The organism is Sarcina ventriculi (genome assembly GCF_900456775.1).
GTDB lineage: Bacteria > Bacillota > Clostridia > Clostridiales > Clostridiaceae > Sarcina > Sarcina ventriculi.
The window spans coordinates 143,999-169,597 of sequence record NZ_UAUL01000009.1; the positions used below are offsets into that span (position 1 = coordinate 143,999).

Annotated in this window: 26 protein-coding genes; 25 read left to right on the forward strand and 1 reads right to left on the reverse strand. The window is 28.4% G+C overall.

The window, feature by feature from the left end:
- The first annotated feature begins 103 nt into the window (after positions 1-103).
- The 9 genes from DR020_RS08935 to holA all read left to right on the forward strand — a co-directional run bounded on the left by DR020_RS08935 (position 104) and on the right by holA (position 8,645).
- Complete coding sequence (locus DR020_RS08935) at positions 104-2,386, forward strand: AAA family ATPase (RefSeq protein ID WP_112365757.1); 2,283 nt, start codon at positions 104-106, stop codon at positions 2,384-2,386.
- A gap of 115 nt (positions 2,387-2,501) precedes the next feature.
- Complete coding sequence (gene spoIIAA, locus DR020_RS08940) at positions 2,502-2,837, forward strand: anti-sigma F factor antagonist (protein WP_055259371.1); 336 nt, start codon at positions 2,502-2,504, stop codon at positions 2,835-2,837.
- A gap of 13 nt (positions 2,838-2,850) precedes the next feature.
- On the forward strand, positions 2,851-3,273 hold the full coding sequence (spoIIAB, locus tag DR020_RS08945; RefSeq protein ID WP_055259369.1) for an anti-sigma F factor: 423 nt from the start codon (positions 2,851-2,853) through the stop codon (positions 3,271-3,273).
- 27 nt (positions 3,274-3,300) lie between these two features.
- A complete protein-coding gene (gene sigF, locus DR020_RS08950; protein WP_207745303.1) occupies positions 3,301-4,050 on the forward strand; it encodes an RNA polymerase sporulation sigma factor SigF in 750 nt (249 codons plus the stop codon).
- 164 nt (positions 4,051-4,214) lie between these two features.
- Complete coding sequence (gene spoVAC, locus DR020_RS08955; RefSeq protein ID WP_058992697.1) at positions 4,215-4,688, forward strand: stage V sporulation protein AC; 474 nt, start codon at positions 4,215-4,217, stop codon at positions 4,686-4,688.
- Positions 4,689-4,692: 4 nt separating this feature from the next.
- Complete coding sequence (gene spoVAD, locus DR020_RS08960; protein WP_112365758.1) at positions 4,693-5,712, forward strand: stage V sporulation protein AD; 1,020 nt, start codon at positions 4,693-4,695, stop codon at positions 5,710-5,712.
- An 18-nt stretch (positions 5,713-5,730) separates the two neighbouring features.
- Positions 5,731-6,090, forward strand: coding sequence for a stage V sporulation protein AE (gene spoVAE, locus DR020_RS08965; RefSeq protein ID WP_055259362.1), 360 nt, complete (start codon positions 5,731-5,733; stop codon positions 6,088-6,090).
- 229 nt (positions 6,091-6,319) lie between these two features.
- Positions 6,320-7,531 carry a ComEC/Rec2 family competence protein gene (locus DR020_RS08970; protein ID WP_207655894.1) on the forward strand — a complete coding sequence of 404 codons (1,212 nt, stop codon included), beginning with the start codon at positions 6,320-6,322 and terminating at the stop codon, positions 7,529-7,531.
- Between the two features lie 70 nt (positions 7,532-7,601).
- A complete protein-coding gene (holA, locus tag DR020_RS08975; RefSeq protein ID WP_055259359.1) occupies positions 7,602-8,645 on the forward strand; it encodes a DNA polymerase III subunit delta in 1,044 nt (347 codons plus the stop codon).
- 38 nt (positions 8,646-8,683) lie between these two features.
- Here holA and rpsT read toward each other — a convergent pair whose 3' ends face one another.
- Positions 8,684-8,938, reverse strand: coding sequence for a 30S ribosomal protein S20 (rpsT, locus tag DR020_RS08980; protein WP_112365760.1), 255 nt, complete (start codon positions 8,936-8,938; stop codon positions 8,684-8,686).
- A gap of 202 nt (positions 8,939-9,140) precedes the next feature.
- On the opposite strand from rpsT, the gene gpr reads away from it, so the two are divergent.
- The 16 genes from gpr to yqfD all read left to right on the forward strand — a co-directional run bounded on the left by gpr (position 9,141) and on the right by yqfD (position 25,597).
- Positions 9,141-10,115: a GPR endopeptidase gene (gene gpr, locus DR020_RS08985; RefSeq protein WP_055259356.1), complete on the forward strand. Its 975-nt coding sequence runs from the start codon at positions 9,141-9,143 to the stop codon at positions 10,113-10,115.
- Positions 10,116-10,171: 56 nt separating this feature from the next.
- Positions 10,172-11,230 carry a stage II sporulation protein P gene (locus DR020_RS08990; protein WP_055259354.1) on the forward strand — a complete coding sequence of 353 codons (1,059 nt, stop codon included), beginning with the start codon at positions 10,172-10,174 and terminating at the stop codon, positions 11,228-11,230.
- A 75-nt stretch (positions 11,231-11,305) separates the two neighbouring features.
- Positions 11,306-11,659 (forward strand): hypothetical protein, encoded by a 354-nt coding sequence (locus tag DR020_RS08995; RefSeq protein WP_055259352.1) that lies wholly within the window; start codon positions 11,306-11,308, stop codon positions 11,657-11,659.
- A gap of 129 nt (positions 11,660-11,788) precedes the next feature.
- Positions 11,789-13,588, forward strand: coding sequence for a translation elongation factor 4 (gene lepA / locus DR020_RS09000; protein WP_055259350.1), 1,800 nt, complete (start codon positions 11,789-11,791; stop codon positions 13,586-13,588).
- A gap of 142 nt (positions 13,589-13,730) precedes the next feature.
- Positions 13,731-14,864 carry a radical SAM family heme chaperone HemW gene (gene hemW, locus DR020_RS09005; protein ID WP_112365761.1) on the forward strand — a complete coding sequence of 378 codons (1,134 nt, stop codon included), beginning with the start codon at positions 13,731-13,733 and terminating at the stop codon, positions 14,862-14,864.
- Positions 14,865-15,039: 175 nt separating this feature from the next.
- On the forward strand, positions 15,040-16,062 hold the full coding sequence (gene hrcA, locus DR020_RS09010) for a heat-inducible transcriptional repressor HrcA (RefSeq protein WP_112365793.1): 1,023 nt from the start codon (positions 15,040-15,042) through the stop codon (positions 16,060-16,062).
- 42 nt (positions 16,063-16,104) lie between these two features.
- Positions 16,105-16,716, forward strand: coding sequence for a nucleotide exchange factor GrpE (gene grpE / locus DR020_RS09015; protein ID WP_055259346.1), 612 nt, complete (start codon positions 16,105-16,107; stop codon positions 16,714-16,716).
- A gap of 26 nt (positions 16,717-16,742) precedes the next feature.
- Complete coding sequence (gene dnaK, locus DR020_RS09020; protein WP_055259344.1) at positions 16,743-18,593, forward strand: molecular chaperone DnaK; 1,851 nt, start codon at positions 16,743-16,745, stop codon at positions 18,591-18,593.
- A gap of 117 nt (positions 18,594-18,710) precedes the next feature.
- Positions 18,711-19,862 (forward strand): molecular chaperone DnaJ, encoded by a 1,152-nt coding sequence (gene dnaJ, locus DR020_RS09025; RefSeq protein ID WP_055259342.1) that lies wholly within the window; start codon positions 18,711-18,713, stop codon positions 19,860-19,862.
- 169 nt (positions 19,863-20,031) lie between these two features.
- Positions 20,032-20,973, forward strand: coding sequence for a 50S ribosomal protein L11 methyltransferase (prmA, locus tag DR020_RS09030; protein WP_055259340.1), 942 nt, complete (start codon positions 20,032-20,034; stop codon positions 20,971-20,973).
- Between the two features lie 23 nt (positions 20,974-20,996).
- A complete protein-coding gene (locus tag DR020_RS09035; RefSeq protein WP_055259339.1) occupies positions 20,997-21,746 on the forward strand; it encodes a 16S rRNA (uracil(1498)-N(3))-methyltransferase in 750 nt (249 codons plus the stop codon).
- Positions 21,746-23,050: a tRNA (N(6)-L-threonylcarbamoyladenosine(37)-C(2))-methylthiotransferase MtaB gene (mtaB, locus tag DR020_RS09040; RefSeq protein WP_112365762.1), complete on the forward strand. Its 1,305-nt coding sequence runs from the start codon at positions 21,746-21,748 to the stop codon at positions 23,048-23,050. Before DR020_RS09035 ends, mtaB begins: the two co-directional genes overlap by 1 nt.
- A gap of 99 nt (positions 23,051-23,149) precedes the next feature.
- Positions 23,150-23,494, forward strand: coding sequence for a histidine triad nucleotide-binding protein (locus DR020_RS09045; RefSeq protein ID WP_055259335.1), 345 nt, complete (start codon positions 23,150-23,152; stop codon positions 23,492-23,494).
- 153 nt (positions 23,495-23,647) lie between these two features.
- Positions 23,648-23,824 (forward strand): 30S ribosomal protein S21, encoded by a 177-nt coding sequence (gene rpsU, locus DR020_RS09050; protein WP_055259333.1) that lies wholly within the window; start codon positions 23,648-23,650, stop codon positions 23,822-23,824.
- A gap of 371 nt (positions 23,825-24,195) precedes the next feature.
- Positions 24,196-24,468, forward strand: coding sequence for a sporulation protein YqfC (yqfC, locus tag DR020_RS09055; protein ID WP_070101196.1), 273 nt, complete (start codon positions 24,196-24,198; stop codon positions 24,466-24,468).
- Between the two features lies 1 nt (position 24,469).
- A complete protein-coding gene (gene yqfD / locus DR020_RS09060; RefSeq protein WP_112365763.1) occupies positions 24,470-25,597 on the forward strand; it encodes a sporulation protein YqfD in 1,128 nt (375 codons plus the stop codon).
- The last annotated feature ends 2 nt before the right edge of the window (positions 25,598-25,599 follow it).

The window sequence follows — 25,599 nt, forward strand, 5'->3', positions numbered from 1 at the left end:
AAAAAAGTATGGTTAAAATAATATTTTTAGAATATTAATATAATAAGTATGTAAAAGGAGGATAAGGCTTAGAATTATAAAAATTTTAAGCAGATTTAGTTTTATGAGAAAACAAATAACTCCACAGGAAATAATATATAAAGAAGATTTTACAAAGGTTAGAGGGGAAAAAAATAATATATTAGAATATGCTGATATATGCAATTCTATTGAAGATGCTTTAAATATAAATAAAGAAGGATACAATGTTTATTTAGTAGATGAATTTTCAAAAGAAAAGTTAAATAAGATAACTAAGTATATAGAAAAGATTCTTTCTCAAAAAGAAAAACCTAAAGATATATGCTATATTATAACTGATAATCCTAAATGCCCCAAATCTGTTGTCATAGAAAATGGTACAGGTATTGTTTTAAAAGAAAAGGTTGAGCAGATAAAAGAATTATATTATGATAAGATATTTAGTTTTTATAATTCATCTGTAAGTAATGAAAAAGAAATGATAATAAATGATATTCACGATAAGAGAAACTCTTATATAAGTGGGTTAATAAAAAAAGCAAAAGATGAGGGATTTGATTTAAAAGCAACAGCGGCGGGATTCGCTTTTATTCCTATAATAGATGGAAAAACAGTGGATGAAGATGAATATGATTTGTTAGAAAGCGAGTCTAAGGATAATATAAATTTAAAGGCTGATGAACTTAAAAGGGAAGCTGAAAAAATTTTAGAAGACTTAAAAAACATGGAAATAAAAGCAGTTGATAGATTAAAAAAAATATTAGAAGATTATCTTGAAGAGGAAACACGTGAGTTTAAAAATGATTTATATCTTAATTTTAATGGTGTAGATAAAGTTTTAGAATGTTTTGATGATTTGTTTAATGACTTAGAAAGTTCTGTAATAGATAATTATTCCATGAGTTTTGAAGATGATGAAGATAAGATTTCTGAAATATTATCAAGGTATGTAGTAAATATATTAGTTGATAATAGTGAAAACACAGCTCCAAGGGTTATATTTGAAGAGGATCCAACAATTAATAATCTTTTAGGAAGTATAGATTATGAAAATAGAGGTAACACATATGTAACAGATGTTACTCAAATTAAAGCTGGCTCATTAATCATGGCTAATGAGGGATGTTTAATTTTAAGGCTTAATTCTTTGTTTAATGGGGTAAATGTATACTACTATTTAATGAAAGCTTTATTTACAGGAAAGGTTACCTATGATTTTAATAAAAGTTATTTAGAAGTACTATCATTAAATGGTTTAACTCCAGAACCAATACCTTTAAATACTAAAGTTATATTAATAGGAGATTATGCAAGTTTTGATATTCTTTATAATCAAGATGAAAATTTTAAGAATATGTTCAAAATAAGATTAGAATTTAATCCTTATAAAACCATAAATGATGAAACTAAAGGAATTTTATTAAATACTATACGAGAAATAATAGAAACAAATAAGCTAATGAATTTATCACAAAATGGAATAAATGAAATAGGAAAATACTTATCAAGAAAGGCATCAGATAAAAATAAAATATATTGGGATGTTTCAGAAATTGAAAAAGTTTTAATTAAAGCAGAAAGATTAGCCATTAAGGGTAAGAAAAAAATTATAGATGTACAGGAAATTAGAAATAGCATATATACTATTTCTAATGTAGAAGAAGAGTATATAGATATGTATAAAAAACATAAAATGATAGTAGATGTTAAAAATAAGGTGGTAGGAAGTGTAAATGGGCTTGCTGTTATAGATTTAGGTTATGTAAGCTTTGGAAAGCCGCTTAGAATATCTTGTGTTTGTTCAAAAGGCATGGGTAGAATAGTTGACTCTCAAAGAGAAAGTAATTTAAGTGGTAGTATACACAATAAATCTTTAAGTATACTTAAAGGATTTTTAAGCAAGTTTTTAAATAGTTATGAAATAGCATCAATAGATTTTCATTTGAGTTTTGAACAGGTGTATGGAAAAGTAGAAGGGGATAGCGCTTCAGTTGCAGAAGTAATAGCTATGATTTCAGCTTTAAGCAAAATACCTGTCAATCAAAATATAGCAGTTACAGGGTCTATAAATCAATTTGGAGATGTTCAACCAATAGGTGGAGTCAATGACAAAATAGAGGGATTTTTTAATGTATGTAATTCTATAGATACTTATAAAGGTAAGGGAGTATTGATACCAGAAAGTAATTTAGATGAGGTTATTTTAAATCCAAATGTAGAAGAGGCTATAAATAATGGAGATTTTGTTATATATACAATGGAAAATATAAGTGATGCAATAATGGTTTTATTAGGCGATAATGAAACTAGTTTTGAGGACATAGCAGCTTCTATTGATAGGGAGATTAAAAAGTATAAAAACTAATGTTTAGATAAAGATGATTTGTAAAATACAAATCATCTTTATCAGTATTAATTGACAAATTTACATAATATATGTTAAAATATGGAAAAAGAGATAAGAAGATAGGAGGAATTTCATGTATATTGAATTTGAAAAAATAGATTCTAATTTAATTGTGCATCTTTTAGGAGAATTAGATCACCATAGTGCACAAGAAGTTAGGCATAAGATAGATGATATTATTGATAAAGATGCTATAAGTAATTTAGTGTTAGATTTTTCAAGGGTAACCTTTATGGATAGTTCGGGTATCGGCGTTATTATAGGTAGGTACAAGAGAATGAATTCAAAAAAAGGACAAATAGCAATTACATCTATTAATAGTAATATAAAAAGAGTATTTGAACTTTCAGGAATTTTTAGAATAATAAAAACTTATGATAAAATAGAAGATGCTTTAAATTTTAGTTAGTGGAGGGATTAATATGTTTCATAATAGAATGAAGGTAGAATTTTTAGCTAAATCTGAAAATGAAAGTTTTGCAAGAGTTTCAGTAGCTTCTTTTATAGCACAGTTAGACCCAACTTTAGAGGAAATAAATGATGTAAAAACAGCAGTCTCAGAAGCTGTTACAAATTCAATAATACATGGATACGATAATGATGAAAATGGCATAGTTTCAATAGAAACCATAATAAAAAATAAAGAAGTAATAATAACTGTTGAAGATAATGGGCAAGGAATAGAGGATATTGAGGAAGCTAGAGAGCCTCTATATACATCAAAACCAGAGCTTGAGCGTTCAGGAATGGGTTTTACTGTTATGGAAACATTTATGAATTCTATAGAAGTGTTTAGTGAATTTGGAAAGGGAACTAAGGTGGTAATGAAAAAAAGCTTTCAATAGTTAAGGTGGTATGTTTTAGTGGATATAATGAAGGTAAGGAAAGAAGATTTTAATTATAACGATAACACTGAACTAATAAAGTTAGCTAAAAGTGGCAATGATGAAGCTATGAATAAACTAGTAGAAGTGAATACACCTTTAGTATCTTCTATTTGCAAAAAGTTTATGAATAGAGGTTATGAGTATGAAGATATATTTCAGATAGGTTCCATGGGGCTTGTAAAGGCTATAAATAATTTTGATTCATCTTTTAATGTAAAGTTTTCAACATATGCAGTTCCTATGATAATAGGAGAAATTAAGAGGTTTTTAAGAGATGATGGGATGATAAAGGTTAGTAGAAATACTAAAATTTTGGCTAAAAAGCTTCATTATGATAAAGAAACTCTAGTTAAAGAGTTAAATAGAGAACCAACTATTGATGAGTTAGCAGCATTTTCAAATGTAGATAAAGAGGATATAGTTTTTGCTTTAGAATCGGTTAATAATATGCAATACCTTTACGATACAATACACCAAGATGAGGGAACTCCTGTACTTTTAATAGATAAGTTAAGTGAAAGTCCAGATGAAGATAATAATATGATAGATAAGATAGCTTTAAAAGAAGCCATAAATTCTTTAGATATAAAATCTAAGGAAATAATAATGCTTAGATATTTTAAGGACAAGACTCAAATTCAAGTTGCTAAAATGCTTGGTATAAGTCAAGTGCAAGTTTCTAGGATAGAGAAAAAAGTCTTAGTTCTTATGAGGAAATATTTAGAAGATGAATAAGTTTAATAATCATATAATTTTTAGTTGTTTAATTTAGATAATAAAATTATTATCTTTTTAAACAACTTTTATTTTTATATACCTTTAATCATTGTATATATACAATCAAATAAAGAAATAATAAATACAAATCATAATATTTATTATAAGAAGGATGGTATAAGATGCAATATAAAGGAGATAAAGAAATAAAAAAAGATTTTGAAATTTTATCAAATAAGATGAAGCCTAAACCAAAAGTTTTTAAAAACTGTGTAAGGGCATTTATTATAGGAGGGCTGATTTGTGTTATAGGTCAGTTTATATTAAATATGCTTATAAGGTTTGGAGTGCCTAAAGATGATGCAACTACATGGTTACCAATAATAATGATATTTATAGGTGCCTTCTTAACAGGAATAGGTGTATATGATAAAATAGCAGCTATTGCTGGAGCAGGAACTATTGTACCTATAACGGGATTTTCAAATTCTATAGTATCTCCAGCTATGGAATTTAAAAAAGAAGGTTTTGTAATGGGAATTGGTTCAAAAATGTTTACAATAGCAGGGCCTGTTTTGGTATATGGTATAAGTACATCTATAGTTATTGGAATTATATATTATATTTTAATTTTAATAGGTGTTATGGGAGTATAGGATTATGAGTAAATTGGAAAAACGTTTAGGTAGGCAAACGGTAGTATTAGAGAGTAAACCAAAAATAATTGCAACTCATAGTGTTGTTGGGAAAAAAGAAAGTGAAGGACCTTTAAGAGATTATTTTGATGATGTAGTAAAAGATGATCAAAATGGGAAAAAGAGCTTTGAAAAAGCAGAAACAAGCATGATGATAAAAGCTATTAGCAATGTAATAAAAAAAGGTAATCTTAAAGAAGAGGATATTGATTATCTTTTTGGGGGAGATTTATTGAATCAGTTAACATCAACTAGCTTTATGGCAAGAGAATTTAATATTCCCTTTTTTGGACTTTATGGGGCATGTTCTACAATGGCGGAGTCATTAAGTCTTGCTGGGCTTATATTAGATGGGGGATTTGCTAATCATGTAATTGCAGCTACATCATCTAATTTTAGTGCTGCTGAGAGACAATTTAGATTTCCTTTAGAGTATGGTTCTCAAAGGAAGGAGCAAGCACAATGGACGGTAACAGGAGCTGGGGCTATACTTTTAGGAAGATATGGGGATTTGCCTTATTTAACTCATGTAACAACGGGTGTTGTTAAAGATTATGGAATAAAAGAATCAGACAATATGGGAGCAGCAATGGCTCCAGCAGCCGTGGACACGTTATATAAACATTTTAAGGATACAGGACGAGAACCCAAAGATTATGACATAATTGTTACTGGTGATTTAGGTAAAATAGGTAAATCACTTACAGAAAATCTTATTTTAGACTATGGGTATGATATACGCGGAGTTTATACGGATTGCGGTGTAGAAATATTTAATAATGATGATAATGATGTAAAATCTGGTGGAAGTGGGTGTGGATGTTCAGCAGTTGTATTTTGTGGGTACTTATATAAACAGTTAATGGCAAAAAAATTAAAAAGAGTTTTGTTAGTTTCAACAGGAGCTCTTATGAGTTCTACATCATCACTTCAGGGAGAATCAATACCAGGTATTGCTCATGCAGTTTCTATAGAATATATGTAAAGAAAGGAAGTGAATTTTATGGGGAGTTATATAGGTGCATTTATAGTTGGTGGAATTATATGTGTTATAGCTCAAATACTTATAGATAAAACCACGCTTACACCAGCCAAAATATTGGTTACGTTTATAACAATAGGTACTATTTTAGGAGCGTTAGGAATTTATGAAAAGATAGTTCAAATAGGAGGAGCTGGAGCGACTGTTCCTCTTCCTGGATTTGGATATTCTTTATCTAAGGCTGTAAAAAAAGAAGTTATAGAAAATGGTATATTAGGTGCTTTTACAGGAGGTATAAAAGGAGCAGCTGGAGGAATTGCAGCAGCTATATTTTTTGGCTATATAATGGCGATTATATTTAATCCTAAGCCTAAAGGATAAGAATAAAATAAAAACTTATGGATAAAATTAAAGGCGGAGGTAAAATATGATTAATTATAAAGATACACCTAAGCTTTTGATTAAAAAACCACTGCTTTTTATAATCATATCAGTAATTAGTGGTAATATAACATACTTAATTTCTAGAAATAGTTATATAGGTGTAATAGTTTTTATTACATCTATTATTTTTTGCGCTTTTATCCTTATAGAGAAAAATTTTAGGGGGATGTTATTAGTTTTTTTCCTATTTTCTTTTGTATCTTGTTTATTTTATTATTCCATTTATGAAAATAAAGCTAGCATATATACAGTGCGAATAGACAGTATAAAGAAAAATGAAGTTGTAGGAAACTTTAGAGGGAGAAAGGTTTATATAAATAATATAGATAGTAATATAAAAACAGGAGAAATTTTAACTTTTAAAGGAAAGTTTAAAAAGAGTATAGATGTTAAAAGTGGAATAGTTGGACATTTGTTTGTAAAAGATCAAATTAAAATAAAAAAAGGGTACAAATATTATATAAATAGATTTAGTGAGGAATATTTTTGTTATATCAAAACGAGTTTAGGAGAGAATAAAAGTGCTTTTCTTACGGCTTTAGTTTTCGGAAACAAAGATTTTTTATCTTACAGTCAGAAAAATAATTTGTCTAATTTAGGAGTAATACATCTTATATGTGTATCAGGATTTCATATATCCTTATTATTTATGTGTATTAATAAGTTTTTAAATACTAAATTTTCTTTAATTATTTGTTTATTTTACATAATTTCAATAGGATGTCCTATATCAGCTGTTAGAGCCTATATTATGATTTTTTTAATGATATTATCTAAGAAAATCTCTAGAAACTATGATTCAATTAGTGCACTTTGTTTATCTGCTATAATATTAATTATTTATAAGCCATATATTCTTTATGAAAGTGGTTTTATCTTGTCGTATTTAGCAACTATTGGAATAGTATTATTTGCTAAAATTTTCAGTAAAGCATTTTATATCTTACCTAATTATATCAATAAATTTTTATCATTAACATTAGCAGCCCAAGTATTTATTTATCCATATATGGTTTTAAAATTCAATAGTTTTTCTATGAATTTTTTATTAGCAGGATTTCTTTTAGCACCAATTATAAGTATAATGTTACCCTTGGGATTTTTAACAATAATATCTTGGTTAACAATAAAAAGTATGAGCTTTTTATATATACCGATAAATATTTTATTTGTAGTTTTAAATGGAATTTTAATCTTTTTAAGCAAGGTATCTTTAGAGAGTGTATATATACATAGTGCTTATGCAGTTTTTTATATGATGATGTTTATATGTATATACATGTCGTATAGTGGTTTTAAGAAGTTTAATATAGTATTTTATTCAATGATTCCTTTGGTAATTTTATTTTCATTTTATCTAAAAATAACTATGTTATAATATGTTTTAGCTAAATACTTAAATAAGTTTATATTATAAATAAAATCTATGAAAGGATATCGCAGATAGCATGATAGATTTAGGGACTTTGAATAAAAATATAAAAGAAAAAAAAGAGAGTAATTGTTATATATTATGTGGATTAGATGAAATGCTTATGAAGGAAACGATAGATAAGCTGAGTAAAAATTTCGTTGATGATGGACTAGAAAATTTAAATATAAGTAAATTTTATGGTGATGATTTAAGTGCAGAGAAATTAAAAGATGCGTTTGAAACATTTCCTTTTATGGGAGAAAAAAGAGTAGTTATCATATATCGAATACAGTTTTTAAATGAAAAATTAGATAATGATAATAAAAAAATATATGAGGAAATTAAAGAGTATTTAAAAAATACTCCAAAGCAATGTGTAATAATAGGATATATTCTTCTGAGAGATAAGAGAGAAAAGATTACCAAATTAAAAAAACTTATGGCTTTAGATAAATATATAACAATTGTAAATATAGAGAAGTTAAGAGGTGCTGCACTTTATAATAGGGTATATGAAAAATTTACTTCAAAAGGGGTAAAAATTGGACGAATACAGTTGAGATATTTTTGTGATATGGTAGATAATAATATGGATATCATAGAAAGAGAAATTGATAAACTTTTAAACTATACACATGGCAGAGAGATAACAAAAGATGATATAGAGGCTCTTCTTCCTAGAAAAGGAGAACAAGATATTTTTGATTTAGTAGAATTTATATCGGTAAAAAAAGTGGATAGAGCGGTAGATCTTATAAATGATTTAATAAATAGGGGAGAAAGTCCAATAGTTATTTTAAGTCAAATAAGAGAGCAATTTCAAAAACTTTATAGAGTTAAAATAAAAATTTCAAAAGGATATAAAATAGAGGATATAAAAGAAGAATTTTTAATGGTTAGTAGAGTAAATTTGCCTAATTTTGTAGTGGAAAAAATGATAACTCAGAGTAAGAAGTTTAATGAAGAGCAGTTAGCAAGATGTATAAAGCTTTGTGCAAATACTGAAAAAATTTTAAAAAGTACTAATGTTAATGCAAAAAGTGAGTTAGAAATTATGATAATAAAAACTGTTATGTAAAAAGAAAATGGTGCTAGGTAATATCTAGCACCGTATAATTAAGCCATTTTATTTAATCTAGCAGCTAATCTAGATTTTTTTCTAGCAGCCATGTTTTTGTGTATTACACCTTTAGAAACAGACATATCTAAAGCTCTAGCGGCAACAGCGAAAGCAACAGTAGCTTCTTCCTTAGTAGTTGCAACTTCGAATTTTTTTATAGCTGTTTTTAAAGAAGACTTAATCATTTTATTTCTTAAAGTCTTAGTTTCAGTAATTTTAATTCTTTTTTTTGCTGATTTAATATTTGCCATTTTTATTTCACCCCCTTCAACTTTTATAGCGTATCTGCAGTTTTTGGGGAATCTGCGTACGAGTTCATATTTAACAAAGGTTATTATAACATCATAAAAATATAAGTTCAAGTGTTTTTTAAATGTTATAGAAACATAATTCATGATATTTAGGATAAACTAATACTTAATAAATATTGTTTATAAATAGAGAGGATTAGTTATGATTAATGTAAGAACAGACTTAGCTTTAGAAACACGTGAGATGTATAAATTCGAGTTTGGTAAGGAAGTTGATGGACTTGTAGTAGATGAGCAAGAAATTAATGATATAAAAATAACCACAGTAGATATTGTAGATGAGCAAGGTGAGAAAATAATGGGAAAACCTAAGGGCAAATATATAACGTTAGAAATGCCCGAATATACTCATTATGATGGTGATATAAAGGACAAAATAGCTCATATTCTAGGAGAAACATTATCCAAAATTATAGAGGTAGGAAAGGATAGTTTGGCTTTAGTAGTTGGACTTGGAAATTGGAATGTGACGCCTGACGCATTAGGCCCTGATGTTGTTGAAAAAATTATGATAACAAGACATTTAAAGAAGGTTATGCCAGATAAAATAGACGATTCTGTAAGACCAGTTTGTGCTATTGCACCTGGAGTTTTAGGGATAACAGGAATAGAAACAGGTGAAATAATAAAATCTTTAGTAGATAAAGTAAAACCAGATATTGTAATATGCGTGGATGCTTTAGCCTCTAGAAGGTTAAAAAGAGTTGCAAGAACTATTCAAATAAGTAATACAGGAATTTCACCTGGGGCTGGAGTTGGTAATAATAGAATGGAAATAAATCAAGCAGTTTTAGGTGTTCCTGTAATTTCTATTGGAGTGCCAACTGTTGTAGATGCGGCTACGGTTGCAAATGATGCTATGGATTTAGTATTAGACGAAATGATAAATCAATCAACTAAAGGCAGTGAATTTTATAAAATGTTAAAATCGGTGAATAGAAATGAAAAGAACTCTTTAATAAAAAGCCTTTTAGCCCCATATGTAGGTGATTTAATGGTGACTCCTAAGGAAGTAGATGATGTTATAGATTCAGTGTCAAAAATAATATCAGATGGTATAAATTTAGCACTTCAACCTAGTTTAGATATGGAAGATATAAATAAATTTTTAAATTAGGTAACATAATATTTCTTGCCCCTACATATAAATTTAAATATGAGGGGGCGAATAATGTGCAGGTGAAAAGCAGAAAGAAGATTCCCATAGAACTTGGAATTTTCTTAATATTTTTAGTAATATTTATGTTTAGATTTATACAAGTAACATTAGAGAAAAATGTAATAGGAAATTTATCTTATGTTCAGTTGTTAAATAAAGGAATGCCATTAATTGAAGCTACATATTACGATAAAGATGCTTATGTTGAAAGTAACGTAACAATAAAAAGTTTAGCTTTAGAAGCCTTAAATATAAAATCTTTTCATCCGATAGATATAGTTTTAAATGAGGTTCCTTATTTTGATGCACTAAGTAGGATTTCAACTGTGGAAAAGCCTGGTTATATAAATAAAATATCTGATATAGTTTCTTTTAGTTTAAATGATCAAAGTATAGATATGAAGGAACAAACGCAGGTTGCTACTACTGATACGTCTAGTGGAGTTTATGATTCAAGTTTAAAGAAAGAGTTAGATCAATCAGTACCCGAAGTTTTAATATACCATACACATACAGCTGAGGGGTATTCAATTAATGATACTACAGATGAAAATTTAAATGTTGTAGGAGTTGGTGATACTTTAGCAAAAGAACTAGAAGAAAATTACGGAATATCCGTTATACATGATAAAACTATGCATTCGATATCTTATAATGATAGTTATAAAAGATCTAGAGAAACTGTCCAATCTTATCTAGCTAAGTATGGAAATTTTAAACTTATAATAGACCTTCATAGAGATGCAGTTTCTGAATCTAGTAAATCAGCTGTTACGACTAATATAAATGGGGAAGATTTGGCTAGATTTATGTTTGTAGTAACTAAGAATAATCCCAATTATGATGCATCAGTGAGTTTAGCAACTAGATTAACTGAAAAATCAGAAGAATTGTTTCCAGGGCTTTGGAGAGGGAAACTTATGACTTATAATCGAGGAAGTAATTATTTTAATCAAGATTTAAGTGCTAATTCTCTTTTGGTAGAAATTGGAGCAAATTGTAATACTCCACAAGAATCTAATAATACAGCAAGATATTTAGCTCGTCTTATAGCTGAGGAGCTTAACAGATAAAATTTTTTGTATCTTTATTGAATAAATAAGATTATTTTGAACATCCTTATAGATATAGTCTAGGGGGTGTTTTTTTTGAGAAAAATCATAAGAATTATACCATTTTTTTTATTTATATCAATTTTGTTATGGGGAACTGTTAATATAAATATGCAAAATACGGCTATATTTAATAATGGTTACACAGATGATGATTCTTCGCTTAGTAGTAAAGAATTATCACAAAAAACGGGTATAGATTTAAGTATTTTCAATGAAGATAAAAGTATAATTAAAATATATAAAGAAAATGATTCTACAAAAATGATTATTAATGAAAAAGATATAGACTTAGATGAATTAATAATAGGAAAAATTATATTACTAATTGTAAATTCTATAGATAATATTATAATGAATTTTAATAATTTAATAAATAATATAGTATAAAGCACTGTTTGATAAAATTAATTATTAACAATTTGTTTTAAACTATGATATAATCTAACATGACTTATTTTACATGGGGGTGAATGCTGCTTAAATCTTAAAAAATAAGATTTAAATGCAGGTTGAAATATGGATAAAAAAAAGTATATAAGAAATTTTTCAATAGTAGCACATATAGATCACGGTAAATCAACATTAGCAGATAGACTGTTAGAAAAAACGGGAACATTAACAGAAAGAGAAATGGAACAGCAAGTTCTAGATACTATGGAACTTGAGAAGGAAAGAGGAATAACTATAAAATCTCAAGCAGCAAGACTTATATATAAGAGAGCTGATGGACAGGAATATATATTAAATCTTATAGATACTCCAGGACATGTAGATTTTACTTATGAAGTTTCAAGAAGCCTAGCAGCTTGTGAAGGTGCTGTTCTTGTTGTGGATGCAACACAAGGGATACAAGCACAGACACTAGCAAACTGTTATCTAGCTTTAGATAACGATTTAGAGATAGTTCCAGTTATAAATAAAATAGACTTACCTAGTGCGAGACCAGATGAAATAAAGCAAGAAATTGAGGATGTTATAGGAATTGAGGCTGAAAATGCACCTTTAATATCTGCAAAGACAGGACTTAATATAGAAGATGTATTAGAAACAATTGTAGAGAATATTCCAAGTCCTGAGGGAGATGAAGAAGCACCGCTTAAGGCTTTAATATTTGATTCTTATTATGATAGCTATAAAGGTGTAGTTTGTTATATTAGACTTAAGGATGGAAAAATTAAATCAGGGACTAAAATAAAATTCATGTCTACTGGTAAGGTTTATGAAATAACGGAGGTAGGAGTATTTACTCCAGCTTTAATGCCAGTTAAGGAACTTAGTGCAGGAGAAGTTGGGTATATAACAGCTTCAATTAAAAATGTTAGAGATGCTAGAGTTGGTGATACCGTAACCTATGCAGATAATCCAACAAAAGAACCACTTTCAGGATATAAGCCAGCAATACCTATGGTTTATTCAGGAATATATCCAGTTGATGGAGCTAAATATGAAGAGCTTAAAGAAGCTTTAGAAAAGCTTCAAATAAATGATGCAGCGCTTGCTTTTGAACCAGAGACATCTGTTGCATTAGGATTTGGATTTAGGTGTGGCTTTTTAGGACTTCTTCATATGGAAATAATACAAGAGAGAATAGAAAGAGAATTTAACTTAGATATTATTACAACAGCACCATCTGTTATATATAAAGTAATAAAGACAGATGGAGAAAAAATAGAACTTACAAATCCAACTAATCTTCCGCCAATGACTGAAATAGATTATATGGAAGAACCTGTTGTTAAGGCATCAATAATAGCTCCAACAGAATATACAGGTGCTATTATGGAACTTTGCCAAGAGAGAAGAGGAAAATATATTGATATGCAATATATAGAGGAAACAAGGGTTGTTATAAACTACGATATTCCTTTAAATGAAATAGTTTATGATTTCTTTGATACTTTAAAATCAAAAACTAGAGGATATGCATCTTTAGATTATGAACTTAAAGGATATGAACAATCTAAGCTTGTGAAACTTGATATACTTTTAAATGGAGAAACTGTAGATGCTTTATCTATGATAGTTCCAGAGTCAAGAGCATATCATAGAGGAAGAGCGATTGCTGAAAAGCTTAAAGAAATAATCCCAAGACATATGTTTGAAGTTCCAATTCAAGCAGCAGTGGGTTCTAAAATAATTGCTAGAGAAACTGTAAAAGCTATGAGAAAAGATGTATTAGCTAAGTGTTACGGTGGAGATATCTCAAGAAAGAAGAAACTTCTTGAAAAACAAAAGGAAGGTAAAAAGAGAATGAGACAGTTAGGTTCTGTCGAGGTTCCACAAGAAGCGTTTATGGCAGTTTTAAAAGTTGATTAGAGTTTATTAATATTATTTAGTAAAGCTATATTTGTTGATTTCAATAAGTATAGCTTTTATTTTAAATTTTTTGGTATTTTAATAGAAAATATGCTTAAATAATATTTTAATAATAAATTATATTTAAAAATTGGAGGTAAATATGAAACATTTAGGGCTTTACGTGCATATACCATTTTGTAAGCAAAAATGTTATTATTGTGATTTTGCATCTTTTGCTGGAAAAGAGAGTATGCAAAATGATTATATAGAAGCATTATGCAAAGAAATTAGAAAAACATTTAAAGAAATAGATGAATATATTATTGATACTATATTTATAGGTGGTGGCACACCTAGTATTTTAAGTGTTGAAAATATGAAAATTTTATTTAATGAAATAGATAAATTAAATAAATCTTTGGATGTAGAATATTCTATGGAGTGTAATCCTGGAAGTTTAAACGAAAAAAAATTAAAAACTATGAAAGAGTATGGAGTAAATAGAATAAGTATAGGTCTTCAAACAACTCAAGAAAAACTTTTAAAATCGATAGGAAGAATACATACATTTAATGATTTTAAAAATACTTTTGAATTGGCAAGAAAAGTAGGTTTTAAGAATATAAATGTAGATTTAATATTTGCTCTCCCAAATCAGAGTTTAGATGAGTTTAAAGAAACTTTAGAAATTGTATGCAAAATGAAACCAGAGCATATATCAAGTTATAGTTTGATTATAGAAGAGGGGACGGTTTTTTATAGGCTTTATGAAAAAAATAAGTTGGATGTGGTTTCTGAGGATGTAGAAAGGGATATGTATAACGAGGGTAAAAAGATATTAAAGAAATATGGATATGAGCAATATGAAATATCAAACTACAGTTTAAAAGGAAAGGAATGTAAGCATAACTTAAAGTATTGGAATATGGAAGAATGGATAGGTGTTGGAAGTAGTAGCTCATCATATGTAAATAGTAAAAGAATTAAAAATATATCAGATATAAAGACATATGTAGAAAAAATAAATAATGATGACATGTGTTATGAAGAGGTAATAGAAAATAGTGAAAATGATAATATTGAAGAATTTATGTTTATGGGGCTTAGAAAAGTAGAAGGTATAAATGAAATGGAATTTTATAAAAGATTTAATAAAAAATTAGATGATATATACAAAAATGTAATTAAAAAATATGAGAAAGAAGAATTTTTAGTTAGAAATAAGGGAAGATTATATTTAACTGAGAAGGGAATGTTAATATCAAATATTATTATGGCTGATTTCTTGATTTAAAATATAATCAGATATAGTAAAAAATAAAATAAGTAAAAATTAAATATACATCACTATTTGAAGTTAAATATTAAAATTTAATAAATTTAAGTATTGACAAAAAAATAAAAAAGCGATATATTAAAAAAGTAGTCGTTAGCACTCGATATTAATGAGTGCTAATAAAAGAGGTGAGATAGTGATAGATGAAAGAAAATTAAAAATTTTGCAGGCTATAGTTAATGACTATATAAATACAGGAGAGCCTGTTGGTTCAAGGACTATCGCTAAAAAACATGACCTTGGTATAAGTTCAGCAACTATAAGAAATGAAATGGCTGATTTAGAGGAGATGGGATTTTTAGAACAACCTCATAGCTCATCAGGTAGAATACCGTCAAGTAAGGGCTACAGACTTTATGTGGATAGAATAATGGAATATGAAAAGCTTAGTTTAGATGAAGAATCTATGATAACAAAAGCTGTCTTAGATGGTGCTCTTTATGAAATTGATAAGATTTTAAAACAAGCAGGTACACTTTTATCTGAATTAACTAATCTTACATGTTTAGTTACACCACCTTCTATGCAAAAGAGTTATATTAAATCAATACAACTTGTCCCTATTGATGGGAATGATATAATATGCATTCTATTAACTGATAGTGGAGTAATAAAAAATAATGTTATTAAGGTGAATAATATTCCAAGTTTAGAAGTATTAAATTATATAAGTCAAGTGTTAAATAGAAGATTAAAAAATCTTACAATAGAACAAATTAATCTTCAAGTTATAAATGATTTAAGAAATGATTTAGTTGGCTATGAAAATATATTTAATGCTTTGATTCCAACTTTATATGAAAGCTTGAAAGATGATGAATCTTCTAAAGTGTTTATGGAGGGTACAACTAATTTATTAGACTATCCAGAATATAGTGATATAGAGAAGGCGAAAAAAATATTGTCGTTGCTCTATGATAAGGACTCTATTGAGAAACTTATAGACAGTGATGAGAATATAACTATAAAAATAGGCGATGAAAACTTTATTCCAGAGGCTAAGGAGTGTTCAGTTATTTCGGCATCTTATTATTTAGATAATAAACCAATTGGCTCTATTGCATTAATAGGACCAAGAAGGATTAATTATTCAAGGGTAATAAGTGTTATGACAGGAGTCATGAAAAAATTAAATGATGCCTTAGAGCAAAGATAATTTTTTATAAGCAATAAGTTAAGTGAGGTGTATGTTCTAGCAATGGATAATATTAACGATAATCAAGAAGAAATAATTAATGAAAAAGTAGAATTAGATAGTCAAGATTCAGAAACTTTAAATTCTGAACAATCTAATGTAGAAGAAAATATAGAAGAAAACAATGTTTCTAATTTAGATGAATTTAAAAAATTAAAAGAAGAAAATATGACTTTTAAAGATAAAAATAAAAAATTAGAAAATGAATTAGAAGCATTAAAAGATAGATTGCTTAGACTTTCTTCTGAATATGAAAACTATAGAAGAAGAACTGATAAAGAAAAAGAAGGAATTTATACAAATGCTTGCGAAGATATCTTAAAGAGAATACTTCCAGTTTTAGATAATTTAGAAAGAGCTGCTGTGGTTGAAGGAGATTTAGATGATATTAAAAAGGGTATAGATATGACTATCAGACAGTTTATAGATGCCTTAGAAAAGCTTGATGTTGTAGAAATTGATGCAACTGGAGAGTTTGACCCAAATGTTCACCAAGCGGTAATGCATAATGAAGATGAGGCATTTGGTGCAAATCAAGTGGCTGAAGTATTTCAAAAAGGGTATAAAAGAGGCGATAAAGTCATAAGACATACTATGGTAAGAGTAGTTAATTAATAATTTAAATTTTGGAGGAATATATTATGAGTAAAATAATAGGAATTGACTTAGGAACAACAAATTCATGTGTATCTGTTATGGAAGGTGGAGAAGCTGTAGTTATAACTAACTCAGAAGGTGCAAGAACTACTCCATCAGTAGTATCTTTCCAAGCTAATGGTGAAAGATTAGTAGGTCAAGTTGCTAAAAGACAGGCAATAACAAACCCAGATAAGACTATAATTTCAATAAAAAGAGAAATGGGAACAGACCATAAAGTTACAATAGAAGGAAAAGATTATACACCACAAGAAATATCAGCAATGATACTTCAAAAATTAAAAGCAGATGCTGAAGCTTATTTAGGTGAATCAGTATCTCAAGCTGTTATAACAGTTCCAGCTTATTTTAATGATGCTGAAAGACAAGCAACTAAAGATGCTGGTAAAATAGCAGGATTAGAAGTTTTAAGAATAATAAATGAGCCAACAGCAGCAGCTTTAGCTTATGGTATAGATAAAATGGAAGATGCTCACAAGGTATTAGTATATGATTTAGGTGGTGGTACATTCGATGTATCTATCTTAGATTTAGGAGACGGAGTATTTGAAGTTGTATCAACAAATGGTGATGCTAGACTTGGTGGAGATGACTTTGACCAAAGAATAATTGATTATATAGCACAAGATTTTAAAGGACAATATGGAGTTGATTTAAAACAAGATAAAATGGCTCTTCAAAGATTAAAAGAAGCAGCTGAAAAGGCTAAAATTGAATTATCATCATCAACTCAAACAATAATAAATTTACCATTTATAACAGCTGATGCTACAGGTCCAAAACACATTGACATGACTTTAACTAGAGCTAAATTCAATGAATTAACAAGTGATTTAGTAGAAAAAACAATGACAATCATGAAAGAAGCATTAAAAACAGGAAATGTTTCAATGAATGATGTAGATAAAATACTTTTAGTTGGTGGTTCAACTAGAATACCAGCTGTTCAAGAAGCAGTTAAAAACTTTACAGGAAAAGAACCTTCAAAGGGAGTTAACCCAGATGAATGTGTTGCTATGGGTGCTGCAATACAAGCAGGTGTACTTACTGGAGAAGTTAAAGATGTATTATTATTAGATGTAACTCCATTATCACTTGGAATTGAAACTTTAGGTGGAATTGCAACTCCTTTAATAGAAAGAAATACAACTATTCCAACAAGAAAGAGCCAAATATTCTCAACAGCTGCAGATGGTCAAACATCAGTTGAAATTCATGTAGTTCAAGGTGAAAGACAAATGGCTGCTGATAATAAAACTTTAGGAAGATTTACATTATCAGGAATAGCTCCAGCTCCAAGAGGAATTCCTCAAATAGAAGTTTCATTTGATATAGATGCTAATGGATTAGTTAAAGTTTCTGCAGTTGATAAAGGAACTGGAAAAGAAGCAAATATTACAATAACAGCTTCAACAAATCTTTCAGATGATGAAATAGATAAGGCTGTAAAAGAAGCAGAAAAGTATGCTGAAGAAGATAAAAAGAGAAAAGAATCAATAGAAGTTAAAAATACAGCAGAACAAACTGTTTATCAAACTGAAAAAACATTACAAGAACTTGGAGATAAAGTTTCAGCAGAAGATAAACAAAATATTGAAAGTAAGGTTAATGCACTTAAAGAAGTTAAAGATGGAACAGATTTAGAAGCTATAAAGAAAGCTATGGATGAATTAAATCAAGCATTCTATGCTGTATCATCTAAAATGTATCAACAAAATGGAGCAGCACAAGGTCAAGGATTTGATCCAAACAATATGGGTGGAGCAGGACAAGAGCAAGCACCTCATGATGATAATGTTGTTGATGCTGACTTTGAAGTACAAGATGATAAATAATTTATCTAGTAAAAATATTAGACCTTTGATAAAATAAAATTAATTCAAAAGGGGAGGCCAATTAGTCTTCCCTTTTGTTGAAGTTTAGGATATTTAAAAATAGGTGGTGTAGAAACAGTGGCGAAGAAAGATTATTATGAGGTATTAGGCCTTAAAAAGGGTGCCTCAGATGATGAGATAAAAAGAGCTTTTAGAAAGTTAGCATTAAAATATCATCCAGATAGAAATCCAGATAATAAAGAGGCAGAAGAAAAATTCAAAGAGTTAAATGAAGCTTACCAAGTTTTAAGTGACCCAGAGAAAAAATCTAGATACGATCAATTTGGTCATGCTGGAGTAGATGGTCAAGGCTTTGGTGGTCAAGGCGGATTTGATGGTGGATTTGACTTCTCAGAAATGGGTGGCTTTGGAGATATATTTGAAAGTTTCTTTGGAGGTGGATTTGGAGGCGGTTCATCTGCTAGAAGAAGAAATGCTCCTCAAAGAGGTTCAGATTTAGAGTATAGTTTAACTATATCTTTTGAAGAAGCTATGAGTGGTGTTGAAAAAGAGATTTCAATATCAAGAAATGAAAAATGTACAACTTGCAATGGAACAGGAGCAAAACCTGGAACATCTCCAAAAACATGTTCAAAATGTGGTGGATCAGGTCAAATAAGAGTTCAAAGACAAACTCCTTTAGGAAACTTTGTATCTAATACTACTTGTGATGCGTGTGGAGGAAAAGGTCAAATAATAGAAGAAGCATGTCCAGATTGTAAAGGAAAAGGTAGAATTAGAAAACACAGAAAAATAACTGTTAAAATACCAGCAGGAGTTGATACAGGAAATGTATTACCTTTAAGAGGTCAAGGAGAAGATGGTGTAAATGGAGGACCAGCTGGGGATTTATATATAAGAATAAATGTTCAACAATCTAAAGTATTTAAGAGAAATGGTGCAGATATATACTATGACTATAAAATATCAATAGGTAAAGCTACTTTAGGAGAAGAAATAATAGTTCCAACTATTGATGGAAATGTTAAGTATAAAGTTCCAGCAGGTACACAACCAGGTACAAGATTTAGATTGAAGGGAAAAGGTGTTCCAAGAGTTAATTCTCAAGGCAGAGGAGACCAATATGTAAATATAATTGTTGAAGTTCCTAAAAATTTAAATAAGGAACAAGAAGCAGCCTTAAAAGCATTTATGGCAACAATGGGAGAAGTTGAATCAGGACACCATGAAGAAAAGAGTGGTTTAAAATCATTTTTTAAGAAAAAATAATGAATTTTAAAAATTAAGGACTTTATTTAAAGTCCTTAATTTTTTATATTTAACTCTCAATTAGTTTTATGCTTATAAATTTAAAAAAGGACAATAATGTAGACAGATATAATTATGAAGTGTAAAATATATTATTAGTCAAAATAGAAATTAGGAAGGATGATAAATAATGGAAGGAACTTGGATTGAGGTTAATGTAATAACTAAAAGTGAAGCGTTAGAACCTATATCAGGAATATTTTATAGTTTAGATTGCAAAGGCGTAGCGATAGAAGATCCAAATGACATATTAACTAGAGAACAAGGCCCATTAACTTGGGATTTTGCAGATATAAATATATTAGAACATAAAGGAAAAGTTGCTTGTGTAAAAGGATATTTTGCGGAAGAGGACAATATCGAGGAAGTATTAGAATATATAAAAGAAAAAGTGCAAGAACTTAAAGATTCTGGTTTAGATGTTGGAGAAGGAATGGTTACTTCTAAAAAGATGTTTGAGGAAGATTGGGCAAACAATTGGAAAAAATATTATAAACCAATACATATAGGTGAACATATAGTTATAAAACCTATATGGGAAGATTATACAGCAAAAGATGGAGAGATGATTGTAGAGCTTGACCCAGGAATGGCTTTTGGAACAGGGGATCATGAAACTACAAGTATGTGTATTAAAGCTTTAGATAAGTATATAGAGAAAGATACAACTGTTTTTGATATAGGAACTGGTTCTGGAATACTTGCAATAGTTGCTTCAAAACTTGGTGCTAAAAAAGTAGTTGGAGTTGATTTAGATCCAGTTGCAGTAGACTCTGCTAAAGAAAATATAAGCTTTAACAATTTAGATAATATAGAAGTTTTATATGGAAATTTAGTTGAAGTTGTAGAAGGAAAAGCAGATATTGTTGTTGCAAATATAATAGCTGAAATAATTTGTGTATTAATAAATGATGCTAAAAAGGTATTAAATAAGGGTGGAGTATTCATAACATCAGGAATAATTCATGATAGACGTCAAATGGTTATTGATGCTTTAGAGAAAGAAGATTTTGAAATAATAGAAGTTAATAAAGATGGGGAATGGAATTGTATTGTTGCAAGATTAAAATAATTTATTTTTAAAGGGGATTTTAAATGCATAAATTTTTTACGCCTATTGAGCTTTTTACTGATACTCACGCAACTATAATAGGGGAAGATGTAAGGCATATATATAAAGTCTTAAGAGTTACTCAAGGAGAGAAAGTAGTTATAAATAACCTAAATGGTGAAGAATTTTTAGGTGAAGTAGAGAATGTAAATAAGCAAGAGGTTTTAATAAAAATATTAAAAAAATTAGATATAAACAATGAAAGCAAATTAAATATAACGTTGTTTCAAGGAATTCCAAAGGCTTCAAAAATGGATTTAATAGTTCAAAAATGTGTGGAACTTGGAGTATCACAAGTGATTCCAACAATAACTAATAGGGTTGATATAAAAATTAAAGGTGATTTTAAAAAGTTAGATAGATTAAATAAAATTGCTTTAGAGGCTTCTAAACAAAGTAAAAGAACTATAATTCCAACGGTTGAAAATGTCATGGAGTTTGAAGATGCAATAAAATCTATGGAAAACTTAGATTTAGTAGTTGTACCTTATGAGAATGCTACTGGATTTGGAATTAAATCAATGGTAAAAACTTTAGATTTATCTAATGTTAAAAACATAGGCATAATGGTAGGGCCAGAGGGTGGATTTGAGGAAGAAGAGATAGAGATACTAAAATCAAAAGGAGCAAATATTGTAACCTTAGGACCTAGAATACTTAGAACAGAAACTGCTGGGTTTACATGTATAGCTATATTACAATATGAGCTTGGAGATGTAGGAGGAAATATTTAATGAAAGTTGCATTTTCAACATTAGGATGCAGAGTTAATACTTATGAGTCAGAAGCTATGGCAGAAAAGTTTGTTAGAGAAGGTTATGAAATTGTAGACTTTAGTGAAAAGGCAGATGTTTATGTAATAAATACGTGCAGTGTTACTAATATGGGGGATAAAAAATCAAGACAAATAATAGGAAAAGCTAGAAGATTAAATGAAGAGGCTATAATTGCAGCTGTTGGATGCTATTCGCAAATAGCACCAGATGAAGTAAGTGCTATAGAAGGTGTTGATGTAGTTTTAGGAACAAGAAACAAGGGTGATATAGTATATTATGTAAATAAAGCAAGGGATGAGCAAAAGCAGCAAATACAAGTTGCAGAAGTTTTGAAAAATAAAGAATTTGAAGATTTAAGCATAGCTGATTATCAAGATAAAACTAGAGCTTTTTTAAAGATTCAAGATGGATGTAATAGATTTTGTGCATATTGTTTAATACCATACACAAGAGGTGCAGTTTGTTCTAAAGATTTTAATAAGGTAATGCAAGAAATTAAAGATTTAGCAAGTCATGGATTTAAAGAGATTATATTATCAGGCATTCATACAGCATCCTATGGTGTTGATTTAGAAGAAAAAGTATCAGTCGTTGATATTTTAGAAGCCATAGAAAATATAGATGGGATAGAGAGGGTTAGAATAGGCTCAATAGATCCAACATTTTTTACAGAAGATGTGGTTAAAAGAATAGTGTGTCTTAAAAAGCTATGCCCACAATTTCATTTATCACTTCAAAGTGGATGTGATGCTACTTTAAAGAGAATGAATAGAAGGTATTCTTCAAAAAAGTATGAAGAAATAGTAAATCTTTTAAGAGATAAAATAAAAGATGTATCAATAACAACAGATGTAATTGTAGGATTTCCAGGAGAAACAGATGAAGAATTTAATGAAACATATGAATTCTTAAAAAGAATAAAGCTTACAAAGACACATATATTCAAATATAGTCAAAGAACTGGTACAAAAGCATATTCTATGGAAAATCAGGTAGATGGAACTGCTAAAGATAAGAGAAGTAAAATTTTAATAGAACTTAACAAAGTAAATGAAGAAAATTTCATAAAATCTTACATAGGAAAAGCTTTAGATGTTTTATTTGAAGAAAAATATTCTAAAGAAGAAAATTATTATGTGGGATATACTAAAAATTATATAAGAGTTATAGCTAAGGCAGATTGTGATATTTCAAGTAAAATATTAAATGTTAAAATAGAGAATGCACAAGGAGAAATAGCAAAAGGAACTTTAGAAATTTAATAAATTTTATTTTGTATTAGTAATTTTTATTGAGTGAGTTATAATAAATATGTAAATATTAATATATTTAATAAATAAACTAGAGTAGGAGGTGGGAAAATGAGTGATTGTATTTTTTGTAAAATAATAAAAGGCGAAATACCAAGTAAAAAAGTATATGAAGATGATAAAGTGTTAGCTTTTAATGATATAAGCCCAGAAGCTCCTGTGCATTTTCTAATAATTCCTAAGGAACATATAGAAAGTGTAAATGATATTTCAGAGAAAAATAGCGAAATAGTTGCACATATTTTTAGAATTATTAATAAGATAGTAAAGGAACTAGGGATAGATGAAACAGGCTATAGAATAGTTAATAACTGTGGAAAAGATGGAGGGCAAACAGTAAATCATATGCATTTTCATGTTTTAGGTGGTAGAGATTTAAAGTGGCCTCCAGGCTAAATAATAAGCTAAATTTAACTATAAAATTTAAACAATATAAGTTAAAGTTGTTGACATGTTTAAAAAGAATATTGTATAATATAGCGTGTGTTATTTAGACCCACAGCTGTGAATTAAAATAATAATTTACGCTAGCGGAGGGAGGGATAAAGAATGTCAGAAATCAGAGTAAGAGAAAATGAATCATTAGAACAAGCATTAAGAAGATTTAAAAGACAATGCGCAAGAGCTGGAGTTCTTTCTGAAGTAAGAAAAAGAGAACACTATGAAAAGCCAAGCGTTAAGAGAAAGAAAAAATCAGAAGCTGCTAGAAAGAGAAAGTTCAAATAATATATAAATAGATAAGTTTAAAACTTATTTAAGGTATAATAAGCTTAATGATAATATTAGGTAAGATTAGTTATATAATTATTACTACCTTCCTCAGCAGTTAAGTGAAAAAATAATAAACTAAACAATATATACGGCTGATGCATGGGCATATAACATCATTAATAAGACATTAATAGATTATTTTAAATGCTTTTAAAACATATAAAATAACCTAAATCAGTCAAAATATTAAATAAACTTTTAAATAAGCAAGAGTTCACAATTATTTGTGAACTCTTTTAATTTTCATAAAATACCTTCTAAAAGTATATTTATAGTAAATTTTTCATAGAAATTATTATTAAATTATTTTTATGGGGTGTTTATTTATGGATAATAAAATAAAAAGTATAATAACTAAAGAATTAGATTTGCCAATTGAAGTTATAGATAATCTTCCTAAAATAAATATAATAGGGGATAATGAAATAACAATAGAAAATCATAAAGGAATATTAAGTTTTGATAGAGATAACACAAAAATAAAAACCGTAATAGGAATTTTAGATATACAAGGGGAAGAAATAGAAATAGTATTTATAGGGGGTAGTACTATAACTATTTCAGGAAAATTTAAATCCCTAGGGTATGGGGTGGAATAAAATGAATTCTAAATTCTTTAAAAACGGTATTATAAAAATAGAAGTTAAATTATTTAATAGTGAACAATTTTTAAATATTCTTTGGAATAGTGGTATTAGGATACATAATATAAAAAAGATAGATAAATCCACAATAATTATGGAGATAAACTATGAAGATTATAATGCGGTAAAAGAAGTAGTAAAAAAAATTCAAGGAAAGGTTTCTATAATTTCTTCAAAGGGAGGTATATTCTTTTTAGGGAGAGTAAAAAGAAAAGTTGGAATTGTCATAGGTTTTTTTTCTTTTATAATTTTTTTGTATGTTTTATCTAATTTTATATGGAGTATAGATATTCAAACTAAAATGTATATATCACCATACGAGATAAGAGCTCAATTAAAAGAACTTGGAGTTTTAGAAGGGGTAAGTAAATCTTCAATAGATGTTTATGAACTAGAAGAAAAGCTTCAAAATTTAAACAGCGATATAATGTGGTCTAATATAAGAGTGGAAGGTTCTACATTAAAAGTTACAATAGAAGAAAAGATAACTCCACCATTAGAAGTTGAAAAAGATAATGATTTAGGTGTTGTAGCAAAAATGGACGGAGAAGTAAAGAGAATATATACAACATCTGGAACAGCAGCTGTAAAAGCTGGAGATGTTGTAAAGGCTGGGGATATTCTTGTTTATCCATATGAAGGAACAGGAGAATATCAATATGATGTAGCTGCGAGGGGAAGTGTTTTAGCTAATACTTTTTATGAAAAAGTTATAGAACTTCAGATAAGTGGAGAAAAAATATATAGAACAGGTAATATGGATTCAGAAATATATATAAAGATTGCAGATAAAAAAATTTATCTTAAAAAGTCTACAAAAAACTTTAATAATTATGATAAAATAGAGGAAGATGGTAAATATATTCACAAGAATATTTATTATGAAAAGAAATCATCTAGTATAGAAGAAACGGAAGAAGAAATAGTAAATGAAGCTGTGGAGCGTTTATATAATAGTACTAAAAAAGAGATTACGAGAAAGGCTCAAATTGTGGATAAAATTATATCAAAAGAAAGCATTGAAAATGGTAAAATTTTATTAAAAGTTCTTTTTGTGGTAGAACAAGATATTGCATCAAACTAATT

Bases quoted from the DNA above. Each gene is read 5' to 3' on its own strand.
- prmA (WP_055259340.1), top strand. From the start codon at position 20,032: ATGGAAGGAACTTGGATTGAGGTTAATGTAATAACTAAAAGTGAAGCG.
- hemW (WP_112365761.1), top strand. From the start codon at position 13,731: ATGAAACATTTAGGGCTTTACGTGCATATACCATTTTGTAAGCAAAAA.
- DR020_RS09035 (WP_055259339.1), top strand. From the start codon at position 20,997: ATGCATAAATTTTTTACGCCTATTGAGCTTTTTACTGATACTCACGCA.
- DR020_RS09045 (WP_055259335.1), top strand. From the start codon at position 23,150: ATGAGTGATTGTATTTTTTGTAAAATAATAAAAGGCGAAATACCAAGT.
- sigF (WP_207745303.1), top strand. From the start codon at position 3,301: ATGAAGGTAAGGAAAGAAGATTTTAATTATAACGATAACACTGAACTA.
- spoIIAB (WP_055259369.1), top strand. From the start codon at position 2,851: ATGTTTCATAATAGAATGAAGGTAGAATTTTTAGCTAAATCTGAAAAT.
- holA (WP_055259359.1), top strand. From the start codon at position 7,602: ATGATAGATTTAGGGACTTTGAATAAAAATATAAAAGAAAAAAAAGAG.
- gpr (WP_055259356.1), top strand. From the start codon at position 9,141: ATGATTAATGTAAGAACAGACTTAGCTTTAGAAACACGTGAGATGTAT.
- yqfD (WP_112365763.1), top strand. From the start codon at position 24,470: ATGAATTCTAAATTCTTTAAAAACGGTATTATAAAAATAGAAGTTAAA.
- lepA (WP_055259350.1), top strand. From the start codon at position 11,789: ATGGATAAAAAAAAGTATATAAGAAATTTTTCAATAGTAGCACATATA.
- grpE (WP_055259346.1), top strand. From the start codon at position 16,105: ATGGATAATATTAACGATAATCAAGAAGAAATAATTAATGAAAAAGTA.
- spoVAE (WP_055259362.1), top strand. From the start codon at position 5,731: ATGGGGAGTTATATAGGTGCATTTATAGTTGGTGGAATTATATGTGTT.
- spoVAC (WP_058992697.1), top strand. From the start codon at position 4,215: ATGCAATATAAAGGAGATAAAGAAATAAAAAAAGATTTTGAAATTTTA.
- DR020_RS08935 (WP_112365757.1), top strand. From the start codon at position 104: ATGAGAAAACAAATAACTCCACAGGAAATAATATATAAAGAAGATTTT.
- spoIIAA (WP_055259371.1), top strand. From the start codon at position 2,502: ATGTATATTGAATTTGAAAAAATAGATTCTAATTTAATTGTGCATCTT.
- rpsU (WP_055259333.1), top strand. From the start codon at position 23,648: ATGTCAGAAATCAGAGTAAGAGAAAATGAATCATTAGAACAAGCATTA.
- spoVAD (WP_112365758.1), top strand. From the start codon at position 4,693: ATGAGTAAATTGGAAAAACGTTTAGGTAGGCAAACGGTAGTATTAGAG.
- rpsT (WP_112365760.1), bottom strand. From the start codon at position 8,938: ATGGCAAATATTAAATCAGCAAAAAAAAGAATTAAAATTACTGAAACT.
- mtaB (WP_112365762.1), top strand. From the start codon at position 21,746: ATGAAAGTTGCATTTTCAACATTAGGATGCAGAGTTAATACTTATGAG.
- yqfC (WP_070101196.1), top strand. From the start codon at position 24,196: ATGGATAATAAAATAAAAAGTATAATAACTAAAGAATTAGATTTGCCA.
- dnaK (WP_055259344.1), top strand. From the start codon at position 16,743: ATGAGTAAAATAATAGGAATTGACTTAGGAACAACAAATTCATGTGTA.
- DR020_RS08970 (WP_207655894.1), top strand. From the start codon at position 6,320: ATGTTATTAGTTTTTTTCCTATTTTCTTTTGTATCTTGTTTATTTTAT.